This window comes from Streptomyces tailanensis (genome assembly GCF_008386495.1).
Taxonomy (GTDB): Bacteria; Actinomycetota; Actinomycetes; order Streptomycetales; family Streptomycetaceae; genus Streptomyces; species Streptomyces tailanensis.
Genome location: NZ_VTHJ01000028.1, coordinates 10192 through 34955, shown reverse-complemented (window position 1 = coordinate 34955; position 24764 = coordinate 10192). Strand labels below are relative to the sequence as shown.

Annotated in this window: 21 protein-coding genes; 7 read left to right on the top strand and 14 right to left on the bottom strand. The window is 70.6% G+C overall.

The features are described from left to right. Positions 1 to 165: 165 nt before the first annotated feature. The 6 genes from cobT to F3T56_RS22730 all read right to left on the bottom strand — a co-directional run bounded on the left by cobT (position 166) and on the right by F3T56_RS22730 (position 9499). Complete coding sequence (gene cobT, locus F3T56_RS22755; RefSeq protein WP_149827224.1) at positions 166 to 4341, bottom strand: nicotinate-nucleotide--dimethylbenzimidazole phosphoribosyltransferase; 4176 nt, start codon at positions 4339 to 4341, stop codon at positions 166 to 168. A gap of 346 nt (positions 4342 to 4687) precedes the next feature. Then, complete coding sequence (cbiE, locus tag F3T56_RS22750; protein ID WP_149827223.1) at positions 4688 to 5899, bottom strand: precorrin-6y C5,15-methyltransferase (decarboxylating) subunit CbiE; 1212 nt, start codon at positions 5897 to 5899, stop codon at positions 4688 to 4690. Positions 5900 to 6025: 126 nt separating this feature from the next. Beyond that, positions 6026 to 6664, bottom strand: a complete 639-nt coding sequence (locus F3T56_RS22745; protein WP_149827222.1) for a GNAT family N-acetyltransferase — start codon at positions 6662 to 6664, stop codon at positions 6026 to 6028. Positions 6665 to 6836: 172 nt separating this feature from the next. Beyond that, complete coding sequence (locus F3T56_RS22740) at positions 6837 to 7673, bottom strand: MetQ/NlpA family ABC transporter substrate-binding protein (protein ID WP_149827221.1); 837 nt, start codon at positions 7671 to 7673, stop codon at positions 6837 to 6839. A 66-nt stretch (positions 7674 to 7739) separates the two neighbouring features. After that, a complete protein-coding gene (locus F3T56_RS22735; protein ID WP_149827220.1) occupies positions 7740 to 8462 on the bottom strand; it encodes a methionine ABC transporter permease in 723 nt (240 codons plus the stop codon). Next, on the bottom strand, positions 8459 to 9499 hold the full coding sequence (locus tag F3T56_RS22730; protein ID WP_172639078.1) for a methionine ABC transporter ATP-binding protein: 1041 nt from the start codon (positions 9497 to 9499) through the stop codon (positions 8459 to 8461). The genes F3T56_RS22735 and F3T56_RS22730 overlap by 4 nt, the downstream gene beginning before the upstream one ends. Before the next feature lie 490 nt (positions 9500 to 9989). Here F3T56_RS22730 and F3T56_RS22725 point away from each other — a divergent pair, with 490 nt between their 5' ends. After that, a complete protein-coding gene (locus F3T56_RS22725) occupies positions 9990 to 10349 on the top strand; it encodes a hypothetical protein (protein ID WP_149827219.1) in 360 nt (119 codons plus the stop codon). A gap of 2 nt (positions 10350 to 10351) precedes the next feature. Continuing rightward, positions 10352 to 10777, top strand: a complete 426-nt coding sequence (locus tag F3T56_RS22720; RefSeq protein WP_149827218.1) for a hypothetical protein — start codon at positions 10352 to 10354, stop codon at positions 10775 to 10777. A 103-nt stretch (positions 10778 to 10880) separates the two neighbouring features. On the opposite strand, the gene F3T56_RS22715 is transcribed toward F3T56_RS22720, so the two are convergent. The 3 genes from F3T56_RS22715 to F3T56_RS22705 all read right to left on the bottom strand — a co-directional run bounded on the left by F3T56_RS22715 (position 10881) and on the right by F3T56_RS22705 (position 13262). Beyond that, the gene (locus F3T56_RS22715; protein WP_149827217.1) at positions 10881 to 11378 is read right to left on the bottom strand and encodes a GNAT family N-acetyltransferase; all 498 of its coding nucleotides are present in this window, start codon (positions 11376 to 11378) and stop codon (positions 10881 to 10883) included. A gap of 45 nt (positions 11379 to 11423) precedes the next feature. Next, positions 11424 to 11930: an RNA polymerase sigma factor gene (locus F3T56_RS22710; protein WP_149827216.1), complete on the bottom strand. Its 507-nt coding sequence runs from the start codon at positions 11928 to 11930 to the stop codon at positions 11424 to 11426. A gap of 123 nt (positions 11931 to 12053) precedes the next feature. Next, complete coding sequence (locus F3T56_RS22705; RefSeq protein WP_149827215.1) at positions 12054 to 13262, bottom strand: glycerophosphodiester phosphodiesterase; 1209 nt, start codon at positions 13260 to 13262, stop codon at positions 12054 to 12056. Between the two features lie 331 nt (positions 13263 to 13593). Between F3T56_RS22705 and F3T56_RS22700 the strand changes: the two genes are divergently transcribed. Then, a complete protein-coding gene (locus F3T56_RS22700; RefSeq protein WP_149827214.1) occupies positions 13594 to 14268 on the top strand; it encodes a lysophospholipid acyltransferase family protein in 675 nt (224 codons plus the stop codon). A gap of 93 nt (positions 14269 to 14361) precedes the next feature. Here the strand turns inward: F3T56_RS22700 and F3T56_RS22695 are convergent, their stop codons facing one another. From F3T56_RS22695 to F3T56_RS22675, 5 genes are all read right to left on the bottom strand, one after another. Next, complete coding sequence (locus tag F3T56_RS22695) at positions 14362 to 15885, bottom strand: MFS transporter (RefSeq protein ID WP_149827213.1); 1524 nt, start codon at positions 15883 to 15885, stop codon at positions 14362 to 14364. Further along, a complete protein-coding gene (locus tag F3T56_RS22690; RefSeq protein ID WP_149827212.1) occupies positions 15882 to 16460 on the bottom strand; it encodes a TetR/AcrR family transcriptional regulator in 579 nt (192 codons plus the stop codon). The genes F3T56_RS22695 and F3T56_RS22690 overlap by 4 nt, the downstream gene beginning before the upstream one ends. Positions 16461 to 16575: 115 nt before the next feature. After that, positions 16576 to 17547 carry an aldo/keto reductase gene (locus F3T56_RS22685; protein ID WP_149827211.1) on the bottom strand — a complete coding sequence of 324 codons (972 nt, stop codon included), beginning with the start codon at positions 17545 to 17547 and terminating at the stop codon, positions 16576 to 16578. 420 nt (positions 17548 to 17967) lie between these two features. After that, positions 17968 to 19398: an argininosuccinate lyase gene (gene argH, locus F3T56_RS22680; RefSeq protein ID WP_149827210.1), complete on the bottom strand. Its 1431-nt coding sequence runs from the start codon at positions 19396 to 19398 to the stop codon at positions 17968 to 17970. Between the two features lie 56 nt (positions 19399 to 19454). After that, complete coding sequence (locus tag F3T56_RS22675; RefSeq protein WP_149827209.1) at positions 19455 to 20648, bottom strand: argininosuccinate synthase; 1194 nt, start codon at positions 20646 to 20648, stop codon at positions 19455 to 19457. A gap of 187 nt (positions 20649 to 20835) precedes the next feature. Between F3T56_RS22675 and F3T56_RS22670 the strand changes: the two genes are divergently transcribed. The 4 genes from F3T56_RS22670 to F3T56_RS48065 all read left to right on the top strand — a co-directional run. Next, positions 20836 to 21759: a hypothetical protein gene (locus F3T56_RS22670; protein WP_149827208.1), complete on the top strand. Its 924-nt coding sequence runs from the start codon at positions 20836 to 20838 to the stop codon at positions 21757 to 21759. 207 nt (positions 21760 to 21966) lie between these two features. Continuing rightward, positions 21967 to 22557: a pyridoxamine 5'-phosphate oxidase family protein gene (locus F3T56_RS22665; protein WP_149827207.1), complete on the top strand. Its 591-nt coding sequence runs from the start codon at positions 21967 to 21969 to the stop codon at positions 22555 to 22557. Between the two features lie 128 nt (positions 22558 to 22685). Next, positions 22686 to 24023 (top strand): ferredoxin reductase family protein, encoded by a 1338-nt coding sequence (locus tag F3T56_RS22660; RefSeq protein WP_149827287.1) that lies wholly within the window; start codon positions 22686 to 22688, stop codon positions 24021 to 24023. Positions 24024 to 24155: 132 nt separating this feature from the next. Then, positions 24156 to 24764, top strand: a 609-nt coding sequence (locus F3T56_RS48065) for an FMN-binding protein (protein WP_246203770.1), incomplete at its 3' end; no start/stop codon positions are given.

The window sequence follows — 24764 nt, the reverse complement described above, 5'->3', positions numbered from 1 at the left end:
AAGCCCGCCCCTTCCCGAAACCGGGGCTGCGCCCCGGGCCCCGTGGGGTGGCTGAGGCCATGGGCGGGTGCGGGCCCGTGGGCGGGTGTGCCCACCCGTTCCGCCCTGCGGAACGATTGCCCACAACCGCGGCGGGGGTTACACAGGCACCCCGTACTCCCTCACCTACTTCTCGGTTACCCCCGCCGAGTCGAATGTCGCCACCTCGTGCATCGCCCTCGCTGCGCTCTGGACGACCGGGAGGGCCAGGAGGGCGCCGGTGCCTTCGCCGAGGCGGAGGTCCAGATCGACCAAGGGGCGGAGGCCGAGCTTCTTCAGGGCGGCCACGTGGCCCGGTTCTGCGCTGCGGTGGCCGGCGATGCAGGCGGCTAGGACCTCGGGGGCGATGGCTCGGGCGACCAGGGCGGCGGCGCCGGCGCTCACGCCGTCGAGGATCACCGGCGTACGGAGGGAGGCGCCGCCGAGGAGGAGGCCGACGATGGCGGCGTGTTCGAAGCCGCCGATGGCCGCCAGGACGCCGATGGGGTCGGCGGGGTCCGGCTGGTGGAGTTCGATGGCGCGGCGGACGACCTCGGTCTTGCGGGCCAGGGTCTCGTCGTTGATGCCGGTGCCCCGGCCGGTGACCTCGGCGGGGTCCGCGCCGGTGAAGACCGAGATCAGGGCAGCGGACACTGTCGTGTTGGCGATGCCCATCTCGCCGGTGAGGAGCGCCTTGTTGCCGGCCGCCACCAGGTCACGGGCCGTTTCGATGCCCACCTCGATGGCCTTCTTGGCCTCCTCGCGGGTCATCGCGGGGCCGGTGGTCATGTCGGACGTACCGGCGCGGACCTTGCGCGGCAGCAGACCCGGCGTGGCCGGGAGGTCGCTCGCCACACCCACGTCGACGACGCAGACCTCGGCGCCCACCTGGGTGGCGAAGGCGTTGCAGACCGCTCCGCCGCCGAGGAAGTTGGCGACCATCTGGGCCGTCACCTCCTGCGGCCAGGGGGTGACGCCCTGGGCGTGGACGCCGTGGTCGCCGGCGAAGATCGCGACGGCGGCGGGCTCCGGGATCGGCGGCGGGCACTGGCGGGACAGACCGGACAGCTGGGCGGAGATGATCTCCAGCATGCCGAGGGCGCCCGCCGGCTTCGTCATCCGCTTCTGCCGCTCCCACGCCTCACCGAGCGCCTTGGCGTCCAGCGGGCGGATACCGGCGACGGTCTCGGCCAGCAGGTCGTGCGGCTCGGCGCCGGGCAGGGCGCGGCGGCCGTACGTCTCCTCGTGGACGACCCACGACAGGGGGCGGCGCTTGGCCCAGCCCGCCTGCATCAGCTCGGGCTCCTCCGGGAACTCGTCGACGTACCCGACGCACAGGTACGCCACGACCTCCAGGTGTTCGGGCAGGCCGAGGGCGCGGACCATCTCGCGCTCGTCGAAGAAGCTGACCCAGCCGACGCCGAGGCCCTCGGCGCGGGCGGCGAGCCACAGGTTCTCGACCGCGAGGGCGGAGGAGTACGGGGCCATCTGCGGCTGGGTGTGGCGGCCGAGCGTGTGGCGGCCGCCTCGGGTCGGGTCGGCGGTGACGACGATGTTCACCGGGGTGTCGAGGATGGCCTCGATCTTCAGTTCCTTGAACTGCTTGGCCCGGCCCTTGGGCAGAGACTTGGCGTACGCCTCGCGCTGGCGCTGGGCGAGTTCGTGCATCGTGCGGCGCGTCTCGGCCGAGCGGATGACGACGAAGTCCCAGGGCTGGGAGTGGCCGACCGAGGGTGCCGTGTGGGCGGCCTCCAGGACGCGGAGCAGCACATCGTGCGGGATGGGGTCGCTGCGGAAGCCGTTGCGGATGTCGCGGCGCTCGCGCATGACCTTGAGGATCGCCTCGCGCTCGGCTTCGTCGTAGGGAGGGGCGGCCGGGCCCGTGGGCTGCCGTACTTCTTCCCGTGCTTCTTCCCGCGCTTCTTCCCGAATGTCTTCGGGTGCTTGTTCGGGTGCCTCTTCCACCGGGGCCGTGCTCTCCCCGGCTGCTTCGGCTGCTGCGGCTGCTTCCGCCGCCGCTTCGCTGTCTCGCTGGTCTTCCTGGTCGGCGGCCCGGGTGTCCAGGTCTTCCGCGTTCTGGACGATGTCGGGTTCCGCGTCGGCCGCCGCGAGCGGCTGCGGTACGACGATCGTCTCGGCCTCGGAGTCGCGGGGGGCGGGGACCTTGGCGACGGGCTCCGGGGCCGGTGCCTCTTCGGCCGTCTCCGTGGGGGCCTCGGTAGTGGGAGGCGTCGGCTCGTCGTCCGCGGGCAGCGGAGGGACCACCATCCCCTGGGGTGGGGTGGGAGCCAACTGCGGGGTGGTGGGCAGCGAGCCCTCGACCGGCACGAACTCGCCCATCGGCTGCTCGGCGTGAGGCTCCTGGGGGGCTGCCTGGAGGGGGGCGACGGGGGCGGGCTCGATGACAGCTCCCTGGGGCGCGTCGGCCTGGGCGACGACGGGGGCCGGGGCCTCGGCGGCTGCGGGCTCCGCCACGGCCTCCTCGGCGGCCGCGGGCTCCACGACGACCGGCTCGGGCTCGGCGACCGCAGGCCCCGCGGCAACGGACTCGGCGGGCTCGGTCGGAGCCTCGCCGGTCGGCTGTTCGGCGGGGAGTGGCTCCTGGGCCGGGGTCTCGTCCGGCTGTTCCGCCACGTTCACATCCGCGGCATCGGCCTCGACCGCGGGCGGCTCCGCGATCTCCGGCTGGGCGGCGGCTTCGGCGACCTGGGCCGCCTGGTCGGCGACCTCCGCGACGGGCGTGACCGGCTCGGCGGCCTGCGGGCCCTGGACGCCGGGCAGCGGCTGCGAGGGCTCCGGCGTCGGGGCCTCCTCGGCGCCGGGCTCCGGCTGGGGCGGAAGCGCCTCCTCCGCCGGCTGCTCCTCCACGGCCTCGGCCTCCGCCACCTGCGGCTCCTGAACGACCGGCGCGTCCGGCAGCTGCTGCGAGTCCTGCGCGAGCGCGGGCTCCGGGGTGGCCTGAGCAGCCTGAGCGGCTTGTTCTTCGGCCGACCCATCGGTCGCGATCTGGTCCGGCGCGGCGGTCCCGGCCTGCTCGCCCGGCGTATCGGTCCCGGTCGGCTGGTCCGGAGCGACGGCCACGGCCTGCTCATCGGCTGTGCCGGTCGCTGCCGGCTGCTCGGGAACGACGGTGCCCTGCTCATCCGCGGCCTCCCCGGCCGACGGCACCGCGGCATCGGCCTCGGCCTGCGCCACTGCGGCGTCGTCCTGCGGCGCCGCGTCCGCGTCGACGGGCTGCGCGGCGGCCTCGGGCTCCGGCGGGACCTCGGCCTCCTCGGGCGGCTGGGGAACGTCCTGGGCCTCGGCGGGTACCTGGGCCTCGATCTGCTCCGGGTCCTGGGCGGCCGGCGGGAACGGTGTGGCGTCCGGGACCTGTACGGCAGGTGCGGCGGGCTCAGCAGGCACGGCCTCCTGCGGAACCGGAACCTGCACTTCGATCGCCGCCCCCTCGGGCTCGGCGCTCTGCGGTGCCTCCACGACGGGCGGCGGGACCTCGACAGCCTCCGCGACCGGCGGCACGGCTACCGCCTCCGGGGCCTGGTGCTGGGCGTCGGCCGGGACCTCGACGACGTCCGGAACCCGGAGCTGGGCCTCGGTGACCTGCGCCGCGGCGGCCTCCTGCGCCTGGGCGTAGGCGGCGTCCTGCGCCTGGTGCAGGGCCTCGGCGTCCTGCACCCCCTCCGCGACCTGCGGCGCCTCGGCCACGGCGACGGCGACCTGCTCCTCCTGCGGAGCGACCGTTTCTGCGACCGCGCCCTCGACCGGCACCGCGGGCGCGGGCATCGCCTCGGCGGGCACGGGGGTGCCCCATGGCGTCACGCCCGGCGGGGGCACGTCGAGGTACTCGGGGCCGGTGGTGGGCGGGCCGGAGTGGCGTACGGCGCCGGGCGGGACGGGGGCGCCGGCGGGGCCGCGGTCGGCGAGGGAGCGGACCGGGCTGGCGGAGGCGTCGGGGGTGGGCGGGCCCATGTGCAGCGGGCGGCGGGCCACCGGCGGCTGCGGGACGGGCGTCGCGACGGGGTGACGTACGGCGCCGAGGTCGATCGAGCCGCTGTCCCGGCCCGACATCTCGTGCGGACCGGGCTCGTGGACGACGTGCTCCTGGGCGGCGGGCTCGTGGACGACCTGGACGACGGGCTCGGGGGCGGGGGGCGGCACTTCGTTGCCCCATGCGCCCTGGGCACCCGGCAGCAGCAGTTCGTCGTCCTCGGCGGCGGTCTCGGAGAGGTAGGTGTACGCGCCCGGCGCGGCGACGCCCGGCTGCTCCACCATGCCTGCGCTCTCCGGCAGCCCCTCGCCCGGGACCTGGCCGGTGTCCGTCATGCGTACCCCTCGCCCATCGGTTAGTGCCTCTATGCCAGCTGGCCCTGGAACGGCGCACCGACCGCTCCACTGTGGAGAACGAGCGTGTGTGCCCAGCGGCACGAGACGACCTGCGTGCAAGTCGACAAAGCCATTGAATGGCCATTGTCGCGGTCGTTTCGCCGTCACGACACCTTGAACCGCGACGGTCCGCTGTGGACTGCGCCACGTTGCGCGCCCTCCGCTTCCGCCGTACCACACACGCCCTCAAAACGGGCGCGCTTTCCGGACATTGACCGACGAAGTGTCGGGTGCCCAAGTGCGGTACAACAGTCGGCCAGCCTACCGCGCCGGTACGACAACCGGATCACTGGGAATGTTCGGGCAGGGTCCCGCCGAGCAGGAACGCGACGCTCCGTTTCCTCTCCGTCCAGACCCTTGTGTCGAGTTCGACGGACTGCACGAAGTCGCACCGAACGTCGTATCCGTGCTCGGTCAGGTCGCGTCCGATGCGTTCGGCGGCGGGGCGGGTGAGGGCGTGGGTGACGATGCGCCGGGGGCGTCGGTCGGCGACGGCGGAGACCACCGCCGCTCCCCCGCCGCCGACGCGTACGACGTCGGGTTCGGGGAGATTCTCCAGGATGTGCGGCGCGGTGCCGTGGACCACTTGGAGCTGGACGCCGAAGCGGCGGGCGGCGAGGGTGGTGCGGCCGCAGGCCTCGGGGTCGCGGTCGACGGCGATGACGGCGGCGCCGCAGCGGGCGGCCTCGGTGGCGAAGGCGCCGCTGCCGGAGCCGATGTCCCACACGAGGTCACCGACCCTCGGTCCCAGGCGGGCGAGTTGGGAGGAGCGCAGCAGTTCGGCCTCACCCTCGCCCATGGCACCGCCGTAGACCTCGGACGGCAGGGACAGCCCGCGTGGTCCGGCGCCGGGGTCGCGTCCGGCGATCCAGCCGCCGCCCTCGGCCGCGGCGACGGGGCCGCCGATGACGATGACGAGGTTGGGGTCGCGCCAGGTGTGGTCGACGGCCTTGTCGGAGGTGACGACGGTGGCGCGTTCGCGTTCGGTGCCGAGTTCCTCGCAGATCACGAAGGTGCGGTGAACTCCGTCGAGGAGCAGGCCGAGTTCGGCGGGTCCGGCGCCGGGCGAGGTGAGGACGGCGACCTTGGTGTGGGCGCGGCAGACGTTCACCGCGCGGCGCAGCGTACGGCGGTGGGCGACGACGACTTGGGCGTCGTCCCAGGGCATGCCCGCGCGGGCGAAGGCGGCGGCCACGGAGGATACGCCGGGGACGACTTCGACCTCCAGGCCGAACTCGGGGGCCCTGAGGGTGCGGACGACGCCGAAGAAGCCGGGGTCGCCGTCGGCGAGGACCACTGCGGTGCCACGGTGGGCGGCGATGCGGCGGGCGGCGAGGGCGACGCTGCCGAGCCGGATGCGTTCGGCGTACGGGGGCACCTCGGGCAGTGCCAGATGGTGGGCCGCGCCGGCGACCAGTGTGGCGGCGGCGAGGGCGGAGCGCGCCGCGGCGGTCAGGGGGGAGCCGTCCCAGCCGATCACCGTGACCCGGTCGGCCATCGTCGTCAGTCTCCAGAAGGTCTTCGCAGGTCGTCAGGGAAAGCCCCTACGGGGGTCCCGCGAGGGTACCTGGTGACGCGGAAGGGCCGGGCGGCCGGGCGCAGCCCGCGCATGCCCGTGGGTGGTTCAGTTCCAGTCCGAGTACGAGCCGAAACCGCCACTGTCGGCCAGTTCCTCACTGACGCCCTCGATGTCCTCCGGGAGGAGGCTCCAGACGATGAAGTCTGTGCGGATCTCCGTCCAGTGGTCGTCGGCGGTGCGGGTGCGCGCTATGCAGGCGTTGCGCAGGACGCCCTCGCTGATACAGCCGATCTTCTGGGCTACCTGCTGGGAGGCGGTGTTGTCGGCGGCGGTGCGCAGCTCGATGCGTTCGAACTTCTGCTCGCGGAACAGCCATTGGGCGGTCGCGAGGGCCGCTTCGGAGGCGTAGCCCTCGCCGCGTGCCCAGGGGGCGATGACGTACGCCATCTCGCTGGAGCGGACCCGCCAGTCGGTGTTCCGCAGGTGCACGGTGCCGACGAGGCGCTGGGTGAGGAACTCGTCCACGGCGAAGACGATGCCGCGGCCCCCGATGCGCTCGGCGGGGGCCTGTTCGGCGATCCAGCGCCGGGCGTCCTCCTGGGTGTAGGGGTGCGGGACGGAGGTCCAGGCGGTGACCATCTCGTCGTTCATCATCTCGGCGAACGCGTCGATGTCGTCCTCGTCGAACGGGCGCAGAACCAACCGCTCCGTGCTGATGGAGATGTCGGGCAAGGTGCTCATCATGCGCCGCTCCGTAACCTTCGAAAACTTTGAGGGCCTGCTGAACTGCCCAGCATGCAGCATGAAAGCACTGAATCGCACCACAGGGGTCCACTCCCTGTGAACGAGTGGACCCCATGCGTGGCGATACGCCGTATACGTGCCGTCAGCTGGATGTGACGATCGGCAACCCGGCTCAGAAGGAAGCGATCACGGAGCCGTCGTACTGGTCCTCGATGAACTTCTTGACATCGTCGGAGGTGAGGAGTTCGGCGAGCTTCTTGACGCGCGGGTCGTCCTCGTCGCCCTCCTTGACGGCGAGGAAGTTGCCGTACGGGTTGTCCTTCGCGGACTCCAGGACCAGGGCGTCCTTCGCGGGCGAGAGGTCGGCCTCGATGGCGTAGTTGCCGTTGACGACGGCGGCGTCCACGTCCTCCAGGGAGCGTGGGGTCTGGGCCGCCTCCAGCTCCTTGAACTCCAACTTCCTGGGGTTCTCGGCGATGTCGGCCGGGGTCGCCTCGTTGCCCACGCCGTCCTTGAGCGTGATGATCCCGCCTGCGTCGAGGAGCTTGAGGGCACGCGCCTCGTTGACGCTGTCGTTCGGGATGGCGATGGTGGCGCCGCTCTTGAGGTCGTCCGCGCTCTTGACCTTGTTCGAGTAGAGGCCGAGCGGCTCCAGGTGGACCGTGACGACGGGGGCGATGTGGGTGCCGTTCTTCTTGTTGAAGTCGTCGAGGTACGGCTGGTTCTGGAAGTAGTTGGCGTTCACAGACCCGTCCTCGGTCGCCGTGTTCGGCGTGACGTAGTCGGTGAATTCCTTGACCTCCAGGTCGAGGCCCGCGTCCTTCGCCAGGTTGTCCTTGACGTAGGTGAGGATCTCGGCGTGCGGGGTGGGGCTGGCGGCGACGACCAGCGGACCGCTCGTGTCGGACGCGGAGGCGGTGTCGGCCTGGTCCGCGCCGCAGGCGGTGAGCCCGAGGGTGAGGGCTCCGGCGGCGAGTACGGCGGTGGTGAACTTGGCGGTGTTACGCACGAAAAGTGCCTTTCCTTTTGGGTGGAGCGCCCCCGAGAGAGGTGTTCGGGGAGTTCGGGGGTTGACCTAGACGGTCTTGCCGGCCGCCGTCGATGCCTTCAGGAGGCGGAGCCTGGGTGCCGGGCCGGAGGTGCCGCGGCGGTGCAGGGAGCGGGCCGCGTAGTCGCCGGCGAACTGGATGACGGAGATGACGACGGCGAGGATCGCGACGGTGATCCACATCAGCTCGGTCTCGAAGCGCTGGTAGCCGTAGCGGATGGCGATGTCGCCGAGGCCGCCCGCGCCGACCGTCCCCGCCATCGCCGAGTAGCCGATGAGCGCGACGACCGTGGTGGTCGTACTGGCGATCAGCGAGGGCAGGGACTCGGGGACCAGGACCTTCCGTACGACGGTCCAGGTGTTGCCGCCCATCGACTGCACGGCCTCGACGAGCCCGCCGTCCACTTCGCGGACAGCCGTCTCAACCAGGCGCGCGAAGAACGGGATCGCGCCGATGGCGAGCGGCACGATGGCGGCCTCGCGGCCGATGGTCGAGCCGGTGACCCAGCGGGTGAAGCCCATCAACGCGACCATGAGGATGATGAACGGCATCGAGCGGGCGACGTTCACGATCTGCCCGATGACCTTGTTGGCGAGGACGTTCCGCAACAGGCCGCCCCGGTCGGTGAGGACGAGCAGGATGCCGAGCGGGAGACCGCCGACGACCGCGATGACGGTGGACCAGCCGACCATGTAGAGGGTGTCCCAACAGGCCTGCTCCAGCAGGGGCCTCATCTCGGACCAGGTCACTTGGCACCTTCCTTCACCAGCACGGATGCGGGCTCCTGGCCCAGTACGTCGATCTGCAGGCCCTGTTCGCGCAGGAAGCCGATCGGCACGACGTTGTCCTCGTAGCGGCCGGGCAGTTCGACGCGCATACGGCCGACCTGGAGGCCGCCGACGGTGTCGATGGCGGCGCCGAGGATCGAGATGTCGATGTTGTAGGTGCGGGACAGCTGCGAGATGACCGGCTGGGCGGCCGCCTCGCCCTGGAAGGTGACGTCGAGGACCGTACGGTCGTCGCCGGAGGCCTCACCGCCCACCGGGAACAGCGCGGAGGCCAGCTCGGAGCCGGGCGTCGCGAGCAGCTCGCTCACCGTCCCGGACTCCACGATGCGGCCCTTCTCCATCAGCGCCGCCGAGTCGCAGATCGACTTCACGACGTCCATCTCATGGGTGATGAGCAGGACGGTCAGACCCAGCTGCCGGTTCAGATCGCGCAGCAGCTGGAGGATGGAGCGGGTGGTCTCCGGGTCGAGGGCGCTGGTGGCCTCGTCGGAGAGGAGCACCTTCGGATCGCCGGCCAGCGCTCGGGCGATGCCGACGCGCTGCTTCTGACCGCCGGAGAGCTGGGCCGGGTAGGCCTTGGCCTTGTCGGCGAGACCGACGAGGTCGAGCAGTTCCAGCGCCTTGCGGGAGCGTTCCCTGCCCGACCTGCCGAGGATTTCGAGCGGCAGCTCGACGTTGTCCTGGACCGTCCGTGAGGACAGCAGGTTGAAGTGCTGGAAGACCATGCCGATACGGCTGCGCGCCTGCCGGAGTTCCCGGCCGGCGCGGGGGCCGCGCCCGGCCAGGGCGGTGAGGTCCCGGCCCGCCACGGTCACGGTTCCGGAGGCGGGGCGTTCGAGGAGGTTGACGCAGCGGATCAGCGAGGACTTGCCGGCGCCGGACTGGCCGATGACGCCGTACACCTCGCCTTCGCGGACGTGCAGATCGACGCCGTCGAGGGCGGTGACCTCGCGGCCGCGGGAGCGGTAGACCTTGGTGAGGCCCGATGTGGTGATCACTGGGATTCCATCACTGTCGAGTACGCGGGCGTGGGTGTGCCCTGGTACGAGAGAGAAGGTTGTGCGCGGGGCAGCACGGTCACGTACGGCGTCTGGCGTACGGACATGCCACGGCGGCTCGCTTCGGGGCTCCCCCACTCTCGGCTTCGCTCGAGCGGGGGCACCCCCATGGCTCAGGGGGTGGTGCGGGGGCCCTCTAGAAGGCGCACATTCGACACATACAACGAGCACCGGGCGTCATGGTCGCCTCGGTCGCAAAGGTGCGGCAGCTCGTCGTGGTCATGAGATCAGTAAAGCAGACGTATGGGTGTGACCGGGGCGGGCGGTCCGTATGGCGAACGCACGAGAGCGGCATTTACGCAGTTCACGATGGGTGCCATCCACATGCTGGGCAGCTGGCAGTGTGGGCAAGGCCACGATGCGCGCCCGCTGGGCCTTCCTGCCCGGGGTCGGCCGCAGCAGGGCTTTTGGGCCGTAATAGGGTCACGACATGCTTGTTCCCCTGACCGTGGCGACCGCCGTCGCGGCCCTTCTGCTCGCCGCGTGGTGCGGTTGGGCCGCGTACCGCGATCAGCCGACCAAGGACTGGCACTTCATCGGTATGGCCGTGGTGTCGGTGCTGGCCCTCGTGCAACTGGTCGTCGGAATCGTTCAGTTGGCGCGCGGCGACAAGCCGGAGCAGGGGACCACGATCTTCGTGTCGTACCTCCTCGGAGCGTTCGCCTGCGTTCCGGTGACGGGGTTCATGTCCCTCGCCGAGCGCACGCGCTGGGGCAGCGTGACCGTCGCGGCGGGCGGTGTGGTGCTGGCCGTGCTGCAGGTGCGGCTCTATGACATCTGGGGAGGCTGACGGTGGCGGCGACACAGGAGAAGCCGACGACCCGGCTCATCAGCGGGCCCGGCATGCTGCTCGTCTGGCTGTACGGCGTGATGGTCGTCGGGGCCGTGTCCCGGTCGATCGTGCAGATCTCGACCGAGTTCGAGCACGCGCCGCTCGCCTACTCACTCTCGGCGCTGGCGGGGGTCGTGTACGGGTTCATCACGTATTCGTTGGTGCGGGGTGGCGAAACAGCCCGTAAGGCGGCGCGGTTTTGCTGCGCAGCTGAACTGGCGGGCGTGCTGGTCGTCGGTACCTGGACGCTCGTCGAACCGTCCGCGTTTCCTGACACGACCGTCTGGTCCGAGTACGGGATGGGGTATCTGTTCATTCCCGTACTGCTCCCGATCACCGCGATGTACTGGCTGCGGAAGACTGCGCCGCAGGGGGATGCCGCCTGAGGTTCATCAGGCGGCTGCGGTCCGTTGTGGCTGGTCGCGCCCACGCGGCGGAGCCGCATATGTCACAGCCCCGCGCCCCTGAAAACCCGGGGCGCACCCTCTGCTATGCCGTCGCCGCGTAAGCCTCCGCCGGCTTCTCCAGCACCACCATCGGCACCCCGTCCTGCCCCTGACTGGTACCCACCGCCTCATACCCCACTCGGCGATACAGTCGCAGGCTGCCCTCGCTGCGGTGGCCGGCGCTGAGGCGGAACTTGGTGGCGCCGCGCTCCTCGGCCAGGGCGGACTCGGCCGCGCGGAGCAGCCTCGCGCCGATGCCGTGGCCCTGGAGGCGCGGGTGGACGCAGAGCTTGCCGATGGAGGCGGTGCCGTCCTCGTGGAGGGCGCCGCGCACGGAGCCGACGACCTCTTCACCGAGTCGGGCCACGAACACACAGTCGGAGGCCACCTCCTCGCGGACGGAGTCGAGGCTCTGGACGAGCGGGTCGATCCGGTAGTTGCCGTACAGCGCCGCCTCGCTCTGGAAGCACAGGTACTGCAGCCTGAAGATCTGCTCGGCGTCCTGCTCGGTCGCCACGGAGATGGTCACGCTCATGCCCATGTGTGCACGCCTCCCGCTCACCTGCTCACCTGATGTCCTTCACTCCTATCCCCGCGGTTCGCGTGCCGCAACCTCCGCGCTCAGCAATCGACGCAGACATCCCAGACATCTGGAACGTTCCGGGCCCAGACTTCCCTGTGAGATACCCAACTCGCCCGCGATCTCGCGATAGGTGAGGTCCTGCGGCGACAGCAGCGCCGCGATAAGGCTTGGGCAACGGCCGGGAAGCCGACGTACGGCGGCGTGCAGGGCGCGGCGGCGGGCGGCGGTGAGGGCCTGCTGTTCGGGGCCGGGGGCGCGGTCGTCGGCGGGCTCGGAGACGTACGGCTGTTCGGCCCGGGCCTTGCGGCGACTGAGGCGCGCCTCGAAGCGGACGGCGCTGCGCAGCCAGCCCTCGGGGTCGGCGGGTGGGCCGTCGGCGTCGAGGCGTTCCAGCAGCCGCAGCCAGACGGCCTGTTCCAGGTCCCCCGCCTCGGCACCGGTCGCGTAGGCCTCGGCCGACACCTCCGCGACCAGCAGGGGGCGGAGGGTGGTGAGCATGTGGTGGGTCATATGCCCCGGGACGCCGCCGCCCCGGCAGGGGGTTGCCGGGGCGGACGGGAGTCACCCCGATCGGGGTATGGGGGCTCAGTCGTTGACGTGCGGGTCCACGGGTCAGTCGTTGACGAAGTCCGCTCAGTCGTCGACGAAGTCCGCGTGAGCCAGCAGGCCGGTGTCCGGGTTGTCGGTGAAGATGCCGTCGATGCCGGTGTCGAAGTACACCTTGAACGCGCCGAAGACGTCGCCGTAGGCGTTGGCGTCCGTGCCCTTGCGGAAGTCGGCGGGCAGGAAGCTGTTCTCGTTGCGCATCGTGTAGGGGTGCAGGATCAGCCCCTTGGCGTGCGCGTCGGCGACGAGGGTCGTCGGCTCGGTGAGGTTGCCTTTCGCGTCCTTCGGGATGATGAGGTCGAGCAGCGGGCCGATGCCCTGCGCGTAGGAGGCGATCCATGCCAGGCCCTCGGGAGTGATCAGATCGGCGACGGTGCGCGGGTCGCCCGCCTCGACGAAGTCGTACGGCCGGTCGTCGGGCGTCCACAGCAGCACCACCCGGGGCGTGCCGACGAGCCGGCTCATGCGCTGCATGCTGGTTGGCTCGAAGGACTGCAGGAAGACCGGCGAGTTCTTCTTGTGGCGGTTGTACTTGCGCAGCAGCTTGGCGAGCGGCTCCTCCAGGCCGAGGCCCAGCTTGCGGAAGTAGGTGGGGTGCTTGGTCTCGACGTGCAGCCAGACCTGCTTGCCCCGCTTCCGGCCCTCCCGGTCGGCCCAGCGCAGCACCTCCTCGAAGGTGGGGATCTCCCAGCGGCCGTCGTAGAGGGTGTTCTCCTGCCGGGTGCCGGGCACGCGCTCCTTGGCGCGCAGCGTCTTCAGCTCGGCGAGCGTGAAGTCCTCGGTGAACCAGCCGGTGATCGACGTGCCGTCCACGACCTTGGTGGTTTTCCGGCCGGCGAACTCGGGGTGCGACGCCACGTCGGTCGTGCCGGTGATGTCGTTCTCGTGACGGCATACGAGATGGCCGTCCTTGGTGGGCACGAGGTCCTGCTCGATGACGTGCGCGCCCATGTCGAGGGCCAGTTGGTACGAGCCGAGCGTGTGCTCCGGGCGGTAACCGCTGGCGCCGCGGTGCGCGATGACCGTCGGCACGGGCAGGCTCCGGTAGCCGCCGCCCGACTCACCGCCCGACTCGCCCGACTTCGCCTCGTCGGCTCTCGCCGCGCCCGGCAGTCCGAGTACCGCTCCCCCGGCCCCGAGCACCGCGGCACCGAGCAGCGCCCGCCGGCCCGTTCCGCGCCCCTGCTCGTACGTGTCCTGCGACTGCCGCGGCTGTCGCGACTCCTGCGTCCCCATGACGGCTCCTCCCACTGCGATGCCCTGCACCTGTCAAAGCGGGACGATCGTAGGTGCCGTGTGGTGACCGTTGGGAGACCTGGGGCCGAACATGCGGATGACGGCTTGTGTCTTACTGGCGGCGGAAGTTGACGGAGTTTCGACTCGGCGACGCGATGTCCGTCACATGTTCCGGGCCGGTGTCGGCGGGACACCGGGGCGTCACCGCAGGTAAAGGTATGTCAACAATGCGTATCCACTCCGTGAACCGGGTGTGCGTCACCCCCTGAGCCGGGAGTATCGTCCTCACCTGCACATACTTGTACCGGAACGCTTGACATGGGAGGGCCCGTTGTCCCGCTTCGCGCTCATCAAGGCAGTGCTCGGACCGATCATGCGCCTGATGTTCCGCCCCCGGGTGGAGGGCGTGGAGCACATCCCGGGGGACGGGCCGGTGATCCTCGCCGGCAACCATCTGACCTTCATCGACTCGATGGTCCTGCCGCTGGTGTGCGACCGGCAGGTCTTCTTCATCGGCAAGGACGAGTACGTCACCGGCAAGGGCCTCAAGGGCCGGCTGATGGCCTGGTTCTTCACCGGCGTCGGCATGATCCCCGTCGACCGCGACGGTGGGCGCGGGGGTGTCGCCGCCCTGATGACCGGACGGCGGATCCTCGACGAGGGCAAGGTGTTCGGGATCTACCCGGAGGGCACGCGGTCGCCCGACGGGCGGCTGTACCGGGGGCGTACCGGGATCGCCCGGCTGACCCTCATGACCGGGGCGCCGGTCGTGCCCTTCGCGATGATCGGGACGGACAAGATTCAGCCGGGGGGTGCGGGGTTGCCCCGGCCGGGGCGGGTGACTGTGCGGTTCGGTGAGGCGATGGAGTTCTCCCGGTACGAGGGGATGGACCGGGATCGGTATGTGCTGCGGGCGGTGACGGATTCTGTGATGGCTGAGGTCATGCGGTTGTCCGGGCAGGAGTACGTCGACATGTATGCGTCGAAGGCGAAAGAGGCCGCGTAGGTCGTTTGTCGGGTGCGGGTTTGTGGGGGCTTGTCGCGCCCACGCGGCGGAGCCGCAAATCGTTACAGCCCCGCGCCCCTGACCTTGCTGCCCCTAAGCGGCGTTTTCCAGGCGCTGCTTCCTCAGCATGAACCAGGCCGCCACCGCCGTTGCCCATAGGACTACGGCACCTGCGCCTGCGGCGATCGTCAGACCGTCGACGAAGGACTCCCTCGCTGAGGACAGCAGGGTCTGTGCCGACTCCGACGGCATTCCTGCCGCCGTCTCCACTGCGCCACCCAACGACTCGTGCGCACCCTCTGGGGTGCCTGCCGGGGCCGTGAAGTCCCTGTATACGCCCGTCACGATCGAGCCCAGCAGGGCGATGCCCAGGGCCGCGCCCAGTTCGTACGCCGTCTCCGAGACCGCTGAGGCCGCGCCCGCCTGTTCCTTCGGGACGCTGGACAGGATCACGTCGGCTGTGACCGTGAAGGAGAAGCCCGCGCCGATGCCGACGATCAGCAGGGCTGCGCCGATCAGGGGGTAGCCAGTGGACTGGTCGACCAGGGTGAGCAGGGCCAGGGCCATGCCGATGGCCGCGAGGCCGCCGGTGACGACGGAACGGACGGAGAAGCGGCGGGCGGCGGCTCCGGCGATCAGGCCGGCCACCACCGCGCCGACGGCCGCCGGGAGTTCGGCGAGGCCCGCTTCCAATGGGCGCCTGTCCTGCACGAGTTGCAGGAACTGGGAGAGGAAGAAGACCAGGCCGGAGAGGCCCAGGACGGTCAGCAGGTCGGCGAGGACTGCTCCGGAGAAGCCGCGCTTGCGGAACAGGCGCATGTCCAGCAGGGGGTGCGGCAGGGTGAGCTGGCGGCGTACGAAGGAGAACAGCGCGGCGGCTCCGAGGAGGCCCGCGGTGAGGTTGTTGCCGTCGAGGCCGTGGGTGGCGGTCTCCTTCACGGCGTAGACGATGCCGATCATGCCGACCAGGGACAGGGCGACGCTGAGCAGGTCCCAGGGGCCGGGGTTCGGGTGGCGGGACTCGGGCAGCAGCTTGATGCCGACGAGGACGAGGACGAGCATCACGGGCAGGTTGATGAGGAAGACCGAGCCCCACCAGAAGTGTTCGAGCAGGAAACCGCCGACGACCGGGCCCACGGCCGTACCGGCGGAAGCCGTGGCGCCCCAGATGCCGATGGCGAGGCTGCGTTCGCGCGAGTCGTGGAAGAGGTTGCGGATCAGGGCGAGGGTGGCGGGCATCAGGGTCGCGCCCGCGACACCGAGCAGCGCCCGGGCCACGATCATCAACTCGGGTGTCGTCGCGTAGGCGTTGAGCACGGATATCGCGCCGAACGCGGTGGCGCCGAGCAGCAGCAGCTTCTTGCGGCCGACGCGGTCGCCGAGGCTGCCGGCCGAGACGAGCAGGCCCGCGATGACGAACGAGTAGACGTCGCCGATCCAGAGGAGTTGGACGCCCGAGGGCTTCAGGTCCTCGCTGATGTAGGGGGTCGCGAGGCCGAGGACGGTCGCGTCGACGGCCACCAGCAGCACGGCGAGCACGAGGACGGAGAGCGCGAGCCAACGGCCCGGCCTCTTCTCCGTCTCCGCCGTGCGGGCCGGCTGCAGGGTGCTGGTCATGATTCCTCTCTCGGTTGTTCGGAATTTCGTTCGGGATGACGCAGTGCGCCGCCGAGCAGCAGCTCGGCGATCATGTAGGTGAAGTCCTTGGCGGCGACGCGGCCCTCCGACACCGCCCAGGCGCCGGAGGCCAGCAGTCCGTACAGCGCCTCGGTGAGCCAGGCCGGGGTGAGGTCGATACGGAACTCGCCGTTCGACTGGCCGCGCCGGAAGAGGGCCGCGATACGGTCGTCGATCCGGGCCCAGCCCTCGTTCTGACCCTCCCCCTCGAACAGCTGGTTCTCGGTGTAGAGGAAGGCGAGGAGCGCGGCGGCGGACTCGATCTCGCGCACCAGGCGTCGTACGGCGTCACGCGCCGGCCCCTCGTCCAGGCGGGCCGCGTCCAGCGCGGCCTCGCACTCCGCGATGCCGAGCGCCTCCAGCGCCCGTACCAGCACGTCACGCCCCGCGAAGTGGCGGTGCAGCGTGGCCCGACTGATCCCGGCGGCCTTGGCGACCTCGTCCATGGTCGCGGTGGATTTACGGGTCAGCAGGGCCGCGGCACTGCGCAGCACGTGGTGACGATCGACAGCCATGAGACAACCATAGCCCGCTTGAGACATTCTCGTCTCATTGTGTGCATGCGCGTCTCACTGGAGGGGCGTGTCAAGTCGTGCCAGGGGGTTCAGCTCAACGCGTCAGGGGTTCAGATCAGTGCCAGGGCAGTCGGCCGCGCTCGCCCCAGTACGTCTGCGGGTCCTCGACGAGTTCCGCGAGCCGGGTCTGTTGGTTCTCGTCGAGGTCGACGACGGCCGCGTGCAGGTTGGAGGCGAGCTGGGTGATGGTCGCGGCGCCGGAGAGGACGACGCCGGCCCAGGGTTGGCGCAGGACGAGGGCCAGGGCGACCGCGTCGCAGCCGAGGCCCGTCTCCTCGGCGACGGCCTTGAGCTGGTCCGGGGCGTACGGGTCCGCGAGGCGGCCGTTGGCCATGGCCTCCTTGACGATCACGGTGAGGCCGGCGTCGTGTGCCTCGGCGAGTGCGGGCGCCGCCGAGGTCTCCAGGGCGTTGAACGTCGACTGGACGGTACGGAAGAGGGGCTCGCCGTCGACCGTCACGGCGAGTGCGGCGCGGATGGCGTCGGCCTGCGCCGGGCCGCTGGTGGAGAAGCCGATGGTGACGCCCTGGGCGGCCGTCTCTGCCAGCTTCGCGTGGAGTTCCTTGTCGGTGAGGGCCGGGCTGTCCGGGGTCACCGAGTGGATCTGGTAGAGGTCCAGGCGGTCGCCCAGCAGCTCGGTGCTCTCGGCGTGCTGGCGTTCGTACGCCTGGACGCTGTGGTCCTTGACCTCGTGCTGTTCGGCGTCGGTGGTCCAGTCGGCGGTGTAGGTGTAGCCCCATTTGCTGCCGACGACGATGTCGTCGATGTCCCGGTGGGCGTTCAGCCAGGCGGCGAGGAACTCCTCCGAGCGGCCGTACGAGCGGGCCGCGTCGAAGTAGCGGACGCCCTGGGCGTAGGCGGCGTCGAGGAGTTCGTGGGTGCGGTCGCGGAGCGTTTCGACGCTGCGGTCTTCTCCGAGGTCGTGGTCTCTGCCGAGGTTGATGTAGCCGGGGCGGCCGACTGCGGCGAGGCCCAGGCCGATGTGGCAGGTGGGGGTCGTCGCTGTGGCGAGGCGGGCGAAGGGCATCGCGGGCTCCGTTCGGTCGGCTCCGGTAGGGGCTTCCGACCAACGTAACCCGCGGCGGGGTTCACATGCGGTTTTCTTCGCCCCCGCGAAGGGCTGCGCCGCTTCAACCGCCGCAGAAGAGCTCGGGGGCGGGGGTGCGTTGGCGGGTGCGGGTGAGTGGGGGCTTGTCGCGCAGTTCCCCGCGCCCCTAAAAGAACCGGGGGGCGCCCCCCGGCTTTTAAGGGGCGCGGGGAACTGCGCGAGCAACCACAACATGCCCGCACCCGCCAACGCACCCCCACCCCCGAGCTGGAAGGCGGGCGGGGTCGAAGGGGCGCAGCCCCTGGATGGGGGTCCCCCGCTCGAGCGAAGCCGAGAGTGGGGGAGGGACGGGTAGGGGCGGCGGGGGCGGAGAACCCGGTTGCCGATCGCCCGGCCGTGTCAGTTCGTCTTGGCCACAGCCCACTCGTGCTGGGACGCCACGTCCGACTTCACCTCTGCCAGCTGTACGGCCACCGCGCTGGGCGCCGTGCCGCCTCGGCCGTTGCGGGAGGCCAGGGCTCCGGGGACGTTCAAGACGGAGCGGACCTCGGGGGTGAGGTGGGCGCTGATCTTCGCGAACTGCTCGTCCGTGAGGCCGTCGAGTTCCTTGCCCTCCGCCTCCGCCGCCTTCACGCACTCGCCCGCCACCTCGTGGGCCACGCGGAATGGGACGCCCTGCTTGACCAGCCACTCGGCGATGTCGGTGGCGAGGGAGAAGCCGGCGGGGGCCAGTTCCTCCATGCGCTCGCGGTGGACGGTGAGGGTCGCCATCATGCCGGTGAAGGCGGGGAGCAGGACCTCCAGCTGGTCGATGGAGTCGAAGACCGGCTCCTTGTCCTCCTGGAGGTCGCGGTTGTAGGCGAGGGGCAGGGCCTTCAGCGTGGCCATCAGGCCGGTCAGGTTGCCGATCAGGCGCCCGGACTTGCCGCGCGCCAGCTCCGCGATGTCCGGGTTCTTCTTCTGCGGCATGATCGACGAGCCCGTCGAGAACGCGTCGTGGAGGGTCACGAAGGAGAACTCCTTCGTGTTCCAGATGATGACCTCCTCGGCGATCCGGGAGAGGTTCACGCCGATCATCGCGGTGATGAAGGCGAACTCCGCCACGAAGTCGCGGGACGCCGTGCCGTCGATGGAGTTCGCGGAGCTGCCGTGCTCGAAGCCGAGGTCCTTCGCCACCGCCTCCGGGTCCAGGCCCAGGGAGGAGCCCGCGAGGGCTCCCGAGCCGTACGGGGAGACCGCCGTGCGCTCGTCCCACTGGCGCAGCCGCTCGGCGTCCCGGGACAGGGACTGGACATGGGCCAGGACGTGGTGGGCGAAGAGGACCGGCTGGGCGTGCTGGAGGTGGGTGCGGCCGGGCATCGCCACGTCCGGGTGGGCCTCCGCGAGGCCGATCAGCGCGTCCTGGAGTTCGGCGATCAGGCCGCCGATGGTGCGGGCATGGTCGCGCAGGTACATCCGGAAGAGGGTCGCGACCTGGTCGTTGCGGGACCGGCCGGCGCGCAGCTTGCCGCCCAGGTCCGGGCCGAGGCACTCCAGGAGGCCGCGCTCCAGGGCGGTGTGCACGTCCTCGTCGGCGATGGTGCCCACGAAGGAGCCGTCGGCGACATCCGCTTCGAGCTGGTCCAGGCCCGCGATCATCCGGGTCAGCTCGTCCTCGGTGAGCAGGCCCGCCTTGTGCAGCACGCGCGCGTGGGCACGCGATCCGGCGATGTCGTACGGCGCGAGCCGCCAGTCGAAGTGGACGGACGCGGACAGCTTGGCCAGGGCCTCGGCGGGACCGTCGGCGAAACGGCCGCCCCAGAGCCGTACGTCACCGCTGTTGCTGCTCACTTGCGTTGCTCCTAGAGAGGGTGTGGATGTAACCGCAGACGCAGACCTTATCGGCGCTAGGACAAGTCCCGCTTGGCCGCGATCTTCGACGACAGGCTGTAGATGTCGATGAAGCCCTTGGCCGCCGCCTGGTCGAACGTGTCGCCGGTGTCGTACGTCGCCAGATTGAAGTCATACAGGGACGAGCCGGACCGGCGGCCAGTGACCACGGCGCGGCCGCCGTGCAACGTCATGCGGATGTCGCCGGAGACGTGCTCGTTGGCCTCGTTGATGAAGCCGTCGAGGGCGCGCTTGAGCGGGGAGAACCACTGGCCGTCGTAGACGAGTTCGCCCCAGCGCTGCTCGACCTGGCGCTTGTAGCGGGCGAGTTCGCGCTCGACGGTGACGTTCTCCAGCTCCTGGTGGGCCGTGATGAGGGCGATCGCGCCCGGGGCCTCGTACACCTCGCGGGACTTGATGCCGACGAGGCGGTCCTCGACCATGTCGATCCGGCCGATGCCCTGGGCGCCCGCGCGCTCGTTGAGCTGCTGGATCGCCTGGAGGACGGTGACGGGCTTGCCGTCGACGGCGACGGGGGCGCCCTGCTCGAAGGTGATGATCACCTCGTCGGGGTCCCGCGGGACCGCCGGGTTCTGGGTGTACTCGTAGATGTCCTCGATCGGGCCGTTCCAGATGTCCTCCAGGAAGCCCGTCTCGACGGCGCGTCCGAAGACGTTCTGATCGATGGAGTACGGGGACTTCTTGGTGGTCGCGATCGGGAGCTTCTTCGCCTCGCAGAACGCGATGGCCTTGTCGCGGGTCATCGCGTAGTCCCGGACCGGGGCGATGCACTTCAGGTCGGGGGCGAGGGCGACGATGCCGGCCTCGAAGCGGACCTGGTCGTTGCCCTTGCCGGTGCAGCCGTGGGCGACGGTCGTGGCGCCGTGCTTCTGCGCGGCGGAGACCAGGTGCTTGACGATCGTGGGCCGGGAGAGTGCGGAGACCAGCGGGTAGCGGTCCATGTAGAGGGCGTTGGCCTTGATCGCCGGGAGGCAGTACTCGTCTGCGAACTCGTCCCGCGCGTCGGCGACCTCGGCCTCGACGGCGCCGCAGGCGAGGGCGCGCTTGCGGATGACGTCCAGGTCCTCGCCGCCCTGGCCGACGTCCACCGCGACCGCGATGACCTCGGCGCCCGTCTCCTCCGCGATCCAGCCTATGGCGACGGAGGTGTCCAGACCGCCCGAGTAGGCGAGTACTACGCGCTCGGTCATGGGGTTCTCCTCACACTGCGTTCCCTGTCATGCATGAGTATGCAGTGCACTGCATGATTCGTCAATCTGACAGGAGTAGAGATGTCGAGTGACGGTTGAACAAACGAAACCGCTTACTCGTAACTCTTCCCGAACGCAGGCGCCGCGTTTGTCAACAACGACCACCCGACCCGAGTGAGGCATCCGCATGTCCAGGGCTCTTCCGAAGTACAACAAGCGTCGCGTAGGGATCATCGGCGGCGCCGCCGCGGTCGTGCTCTCCGGAGCGGTCATCGCCGGTTCCGCCCTCGCCGGGGAAGGCGCCGGCGACAACGGCCAGGACGCCGCCGCGAACGCCTCGCCCGGCACCATCTCCTGCCCGGCGGTCGAAGGCAGCCTGCCCGCGGAGATCCCCGCCTCCGCGCAGGCCGAGGTCGACCGCAACCTCGCCCAGCTCCAGACGCAGATCCAGGAGGCCAACCAGCGCCTGATCGACACCGTCGGCCAGGGCGGCCCCAACTTCGTCCAGAACGCCATCCTCGGCCCGCTGGAGGACAAGCGCGTCGCCGCGCTCAACCGCATCGAGACCGCCATCGGCCGCGCCGCCGCCAAGCCCGAGGGCCTCGAAGCCCTCGCCCCCTGTGAGCTCGTCCAGGGCGGCGCCGCGGGCGCCGGTGAGGAAGCGGGCGCCGGTGCGGAGGCCGGAGCGGGCGAGGAAGCCACCGCGGCGCCGAGCGACCCGGCGGCCGGCGAGGAAGCGGGCGCGGGCGCCGAGGCCGGAGCCGGTGAGGAGGCCGGCGCGGGTGACGCCGCCGAGGACGCGGGCAACGCCGGTGCCGCGGGCGCCATCTCCTGCCCGGAGGTCGAGAGCCGGCTCCCGGCGATCCCGGCATCCGCGCAGGCCGAGGTCGACCGCAACCTGGCCCAGCTCGACACGCAGATCCAGGAGGCCAACCAGCGCCTGATCGACACCGTCGGCCAGGGCGGCCCCAACTTCGTCCAGAACGCCATCCTCGGCCCGCTGGAGGACAAGCGCGTCGCCGCGCTCAACCGCATCGAGACCGCCATCGGCCGCGCCGCCGCCAAGCCGGAAGGCCTGGAGGCCCTCGCCCCCTGCGAGCTCAACCAGTAAGCCCCACCGCCACCCCTGGTGACGCGTGACCTCCTGCGCTCCGTGTGAGCGACAGGGGCCGTGGCCGCCCCGCGCGCCGGCCGGGGTGGCCACGGACGACCTGATTCCGGGTGGATCCCAGCGATGGGGTCCACCCGGAATGCGTATGTCCGGGCCCAATTCCTTTTCCTTAGACAGGTGAAGCATTACCGTCGATAATCGTTAGTCATGGGAAAGACTTACGAGCGCATCGACGGCCGCCTGCGTATGTTCATCGAGGCCCAGCCTCTCTTCTTCACCGCCTCGGCGCCTCTCGCCGCCGACGGCACGGTCAACCTCTCCCCCAAGGGCCTCAAGGGCTCCTTCGTGATCATCGACGAACTGACCGTCGCTTACCTCGACTTCGCCGGGTCCAACGCCGAGACCATCGCGCACCTGCGCGAGAACGGCCGTATCACCCTCATGTGGTGCGCCTTCCAGGGCCCGCCCAACATCGTGCGCGTGCACGGCAAGGGCGAGGCCGTCTTCCGCGACGACCCGCGCTTCAAGGAACTCCTCGCCCGCTTCCCGGACATCGACCCGACCCCGCACGGTCTGCGCGCGATCATCGTGGTCCGGGCCGAGCGCATCCGCGACAGCTGCGGCTACTCGGTGCCGTTCATGGCGTACGAGGAGGACCGCGACCTGCACGGCAGGCGCTTCGCGCGCGAGGACGACGACTCGCTCAGCGCGTACTTCCAGTCCAAGGAGCACATCGGGACCAGTCTGGACGGACTGCCCGGGCTGCCGTTGCCGCTGCCGCCCTCCACCACACCTTGAGAAGTTCCTGTGTCCTACCCCGTTGAACACGCGGCACTCCCAGCACGTACGTGTGGGCCAAGGGTCCAGCCCACCACGGAGGAACCGTGTCCACGATCGCCGGAGGTCGCGCCGCGCGGCGGCAGACGATGCGCCGCATCCGACCTCGCCGCTCCCCCGCCGTCCCCCTGCTGATTCTGTTCTGGGGCGGCGCCGCCGCGGTGATGTGGTTGTGGTGGGACAACACACCCTCCATCGCGGACCAGGGCAGCAAGATGGTCAACGCCGGCCGGATCACGGGTCTGCTCGGCGGATACCTGATGGCGCTGGTCGTGCTCCAGATGGCGCGGGTGCCCGCGCTGGAACGCCGGGTCGGCTCCGACCGGGTGGCCCGCTGGCACGCGATGACCGGCCGCTACACGCTCTGCCTGGTCGTCGCCCACGTCGTCCTCACGATGTACGGGTACGCCCTCCAGGCCGGGCTCACCCACACGGCGATCCTCCAGCAGACGATCGACTCGATCAACCAGCTGCCGGACATGGGCAAGGCCGCCATCGGCACCGGTCTGCTGATGCTGATCGGGCTCATGTCGATCGGCCCGGTGCGCAAGCGGATCCCGTACGACCTCTGGTACCACACGCACCTGCTGACGTACGCGGCGACGTTCCTGACGTTCTGGCACCAGATCTCCACCGGCAACGAGTTCGCCGTGACGCCCGCCGCGAAGACCGGCTGGTACGCGCTGTACGGGTCGGTGACCGCGCTGGTGGTCTGGTACCGGATCATCACCCCGATCCGGCTCAACATGCGGCACCGGCTGCGGGTCGAGGCGGTCATCGAGGAGTCGCCCGGCATCGTCTCGGTGCTGATGAGCGGGCGCAAGCTGCACCGGATGGGCGCGGAGGCCGGGCAGTTCTTCCGCTGGCGGTTCCTGGCGCCGGGCATGCGGTTCAGCTCGCACCCGTACTCGCTGTCGGCGGCGCCCCGCCCCAACATGCTGCGCATCACGGTCAAGGCGATCGGCGACCACAGCTCGGCGCTGCGCGATCTGGAGCCCGGCACCCGGGTGTGGGCCGAGGGCCCGTACGGCGCGCTGACGGCCGGCAAGCGCAGCCGGGGCAAGGTGCTGCTGGTGGCCGGCGGCGTCGGTATCACGCCGATGAGAGCCCTGTTCGAGACGCTGCCCGGCGCGGCCGGTGACCTCACCCTGCTCTACCGGGCCAACAGCACCCAGGACCTCGCCCTGTGGGACGAGCTCGCGCAGATCGCCGAGGAGCGCGGGGCGCGCCTGATGTACGCGGTGAACAGCCCGGAGGGCGAGCGCCCGGACATCTCGGCGGACAGCCTGCGCCGCAAGATCCCGGACATCGAGCGCCACGACGTCTTCCTGTGCGGGCCGCCCGGCTTCGCCCAGGGCGTGTACGAGGCGCTGCGCGGCGCGGGGGTGCCGACCCGCCGTATCCATCACGAGTCGTTCGAGATGTGAGCGACGGGCTCCCACGCCCGCGAGTCCCACGGACTTACCCGCCCACCCAGTTCTGCCACCCCCTCACTTGTGCCATGGGGCTCCCCGCGGGTTGCCCTGCCGAGACTTCACACTTCAGGAGCTGAAGGAGCGATGAAGAAGAGCCACCCCATCCGGCGGACCCTGCTCGCCACCGCCGCCACGGTGTCCGGCATCGTGCTGCTGCTGTCGCTGAAGCCCGCCTCGGACCCGGCCGGTTCGGTCCAGGCCGGTGCCGCTCCTTCGGCACAGGGCGGTGCCGGGGCGGCGGCCGGCGCGCAGACCCTGACGGGTACGGCCGTCCAGACCGACTACGGCCCGGTCCAGGTCCGTGTCACCGTCAACGGCGGCAAGGTCACCCAGGCCGAAGCCGTCCAGGCGCCCAGCGGCGGACGCAGCACCCAGATCAGCAACGACGCGATTCCGAAGCTCAACCAGGCCGCCGTGGCCGCCGGTTCCGCCGAGATCGATGCCGTCTCCGGCGCCACCTACACCAGCGCCGGCTACAAGGAATCCCTCCAGTCCGCCCTCGACCAGGCCGGCAACGCGGGAGGATCGGGCGGCGGTTTGGGCACCCAGACGCTGACGGGTACGGCCGTCCAGACGGACTACGGCCCCGTTCAGGTCCGTGTCACCGTCAGCGGCGGCAAGGTCACCCAGGCCGAAGCCGTCCAGGCGCCCAGCGGCGGACGCAGCACCCAGATCAGCGACAACGCGGTGCCC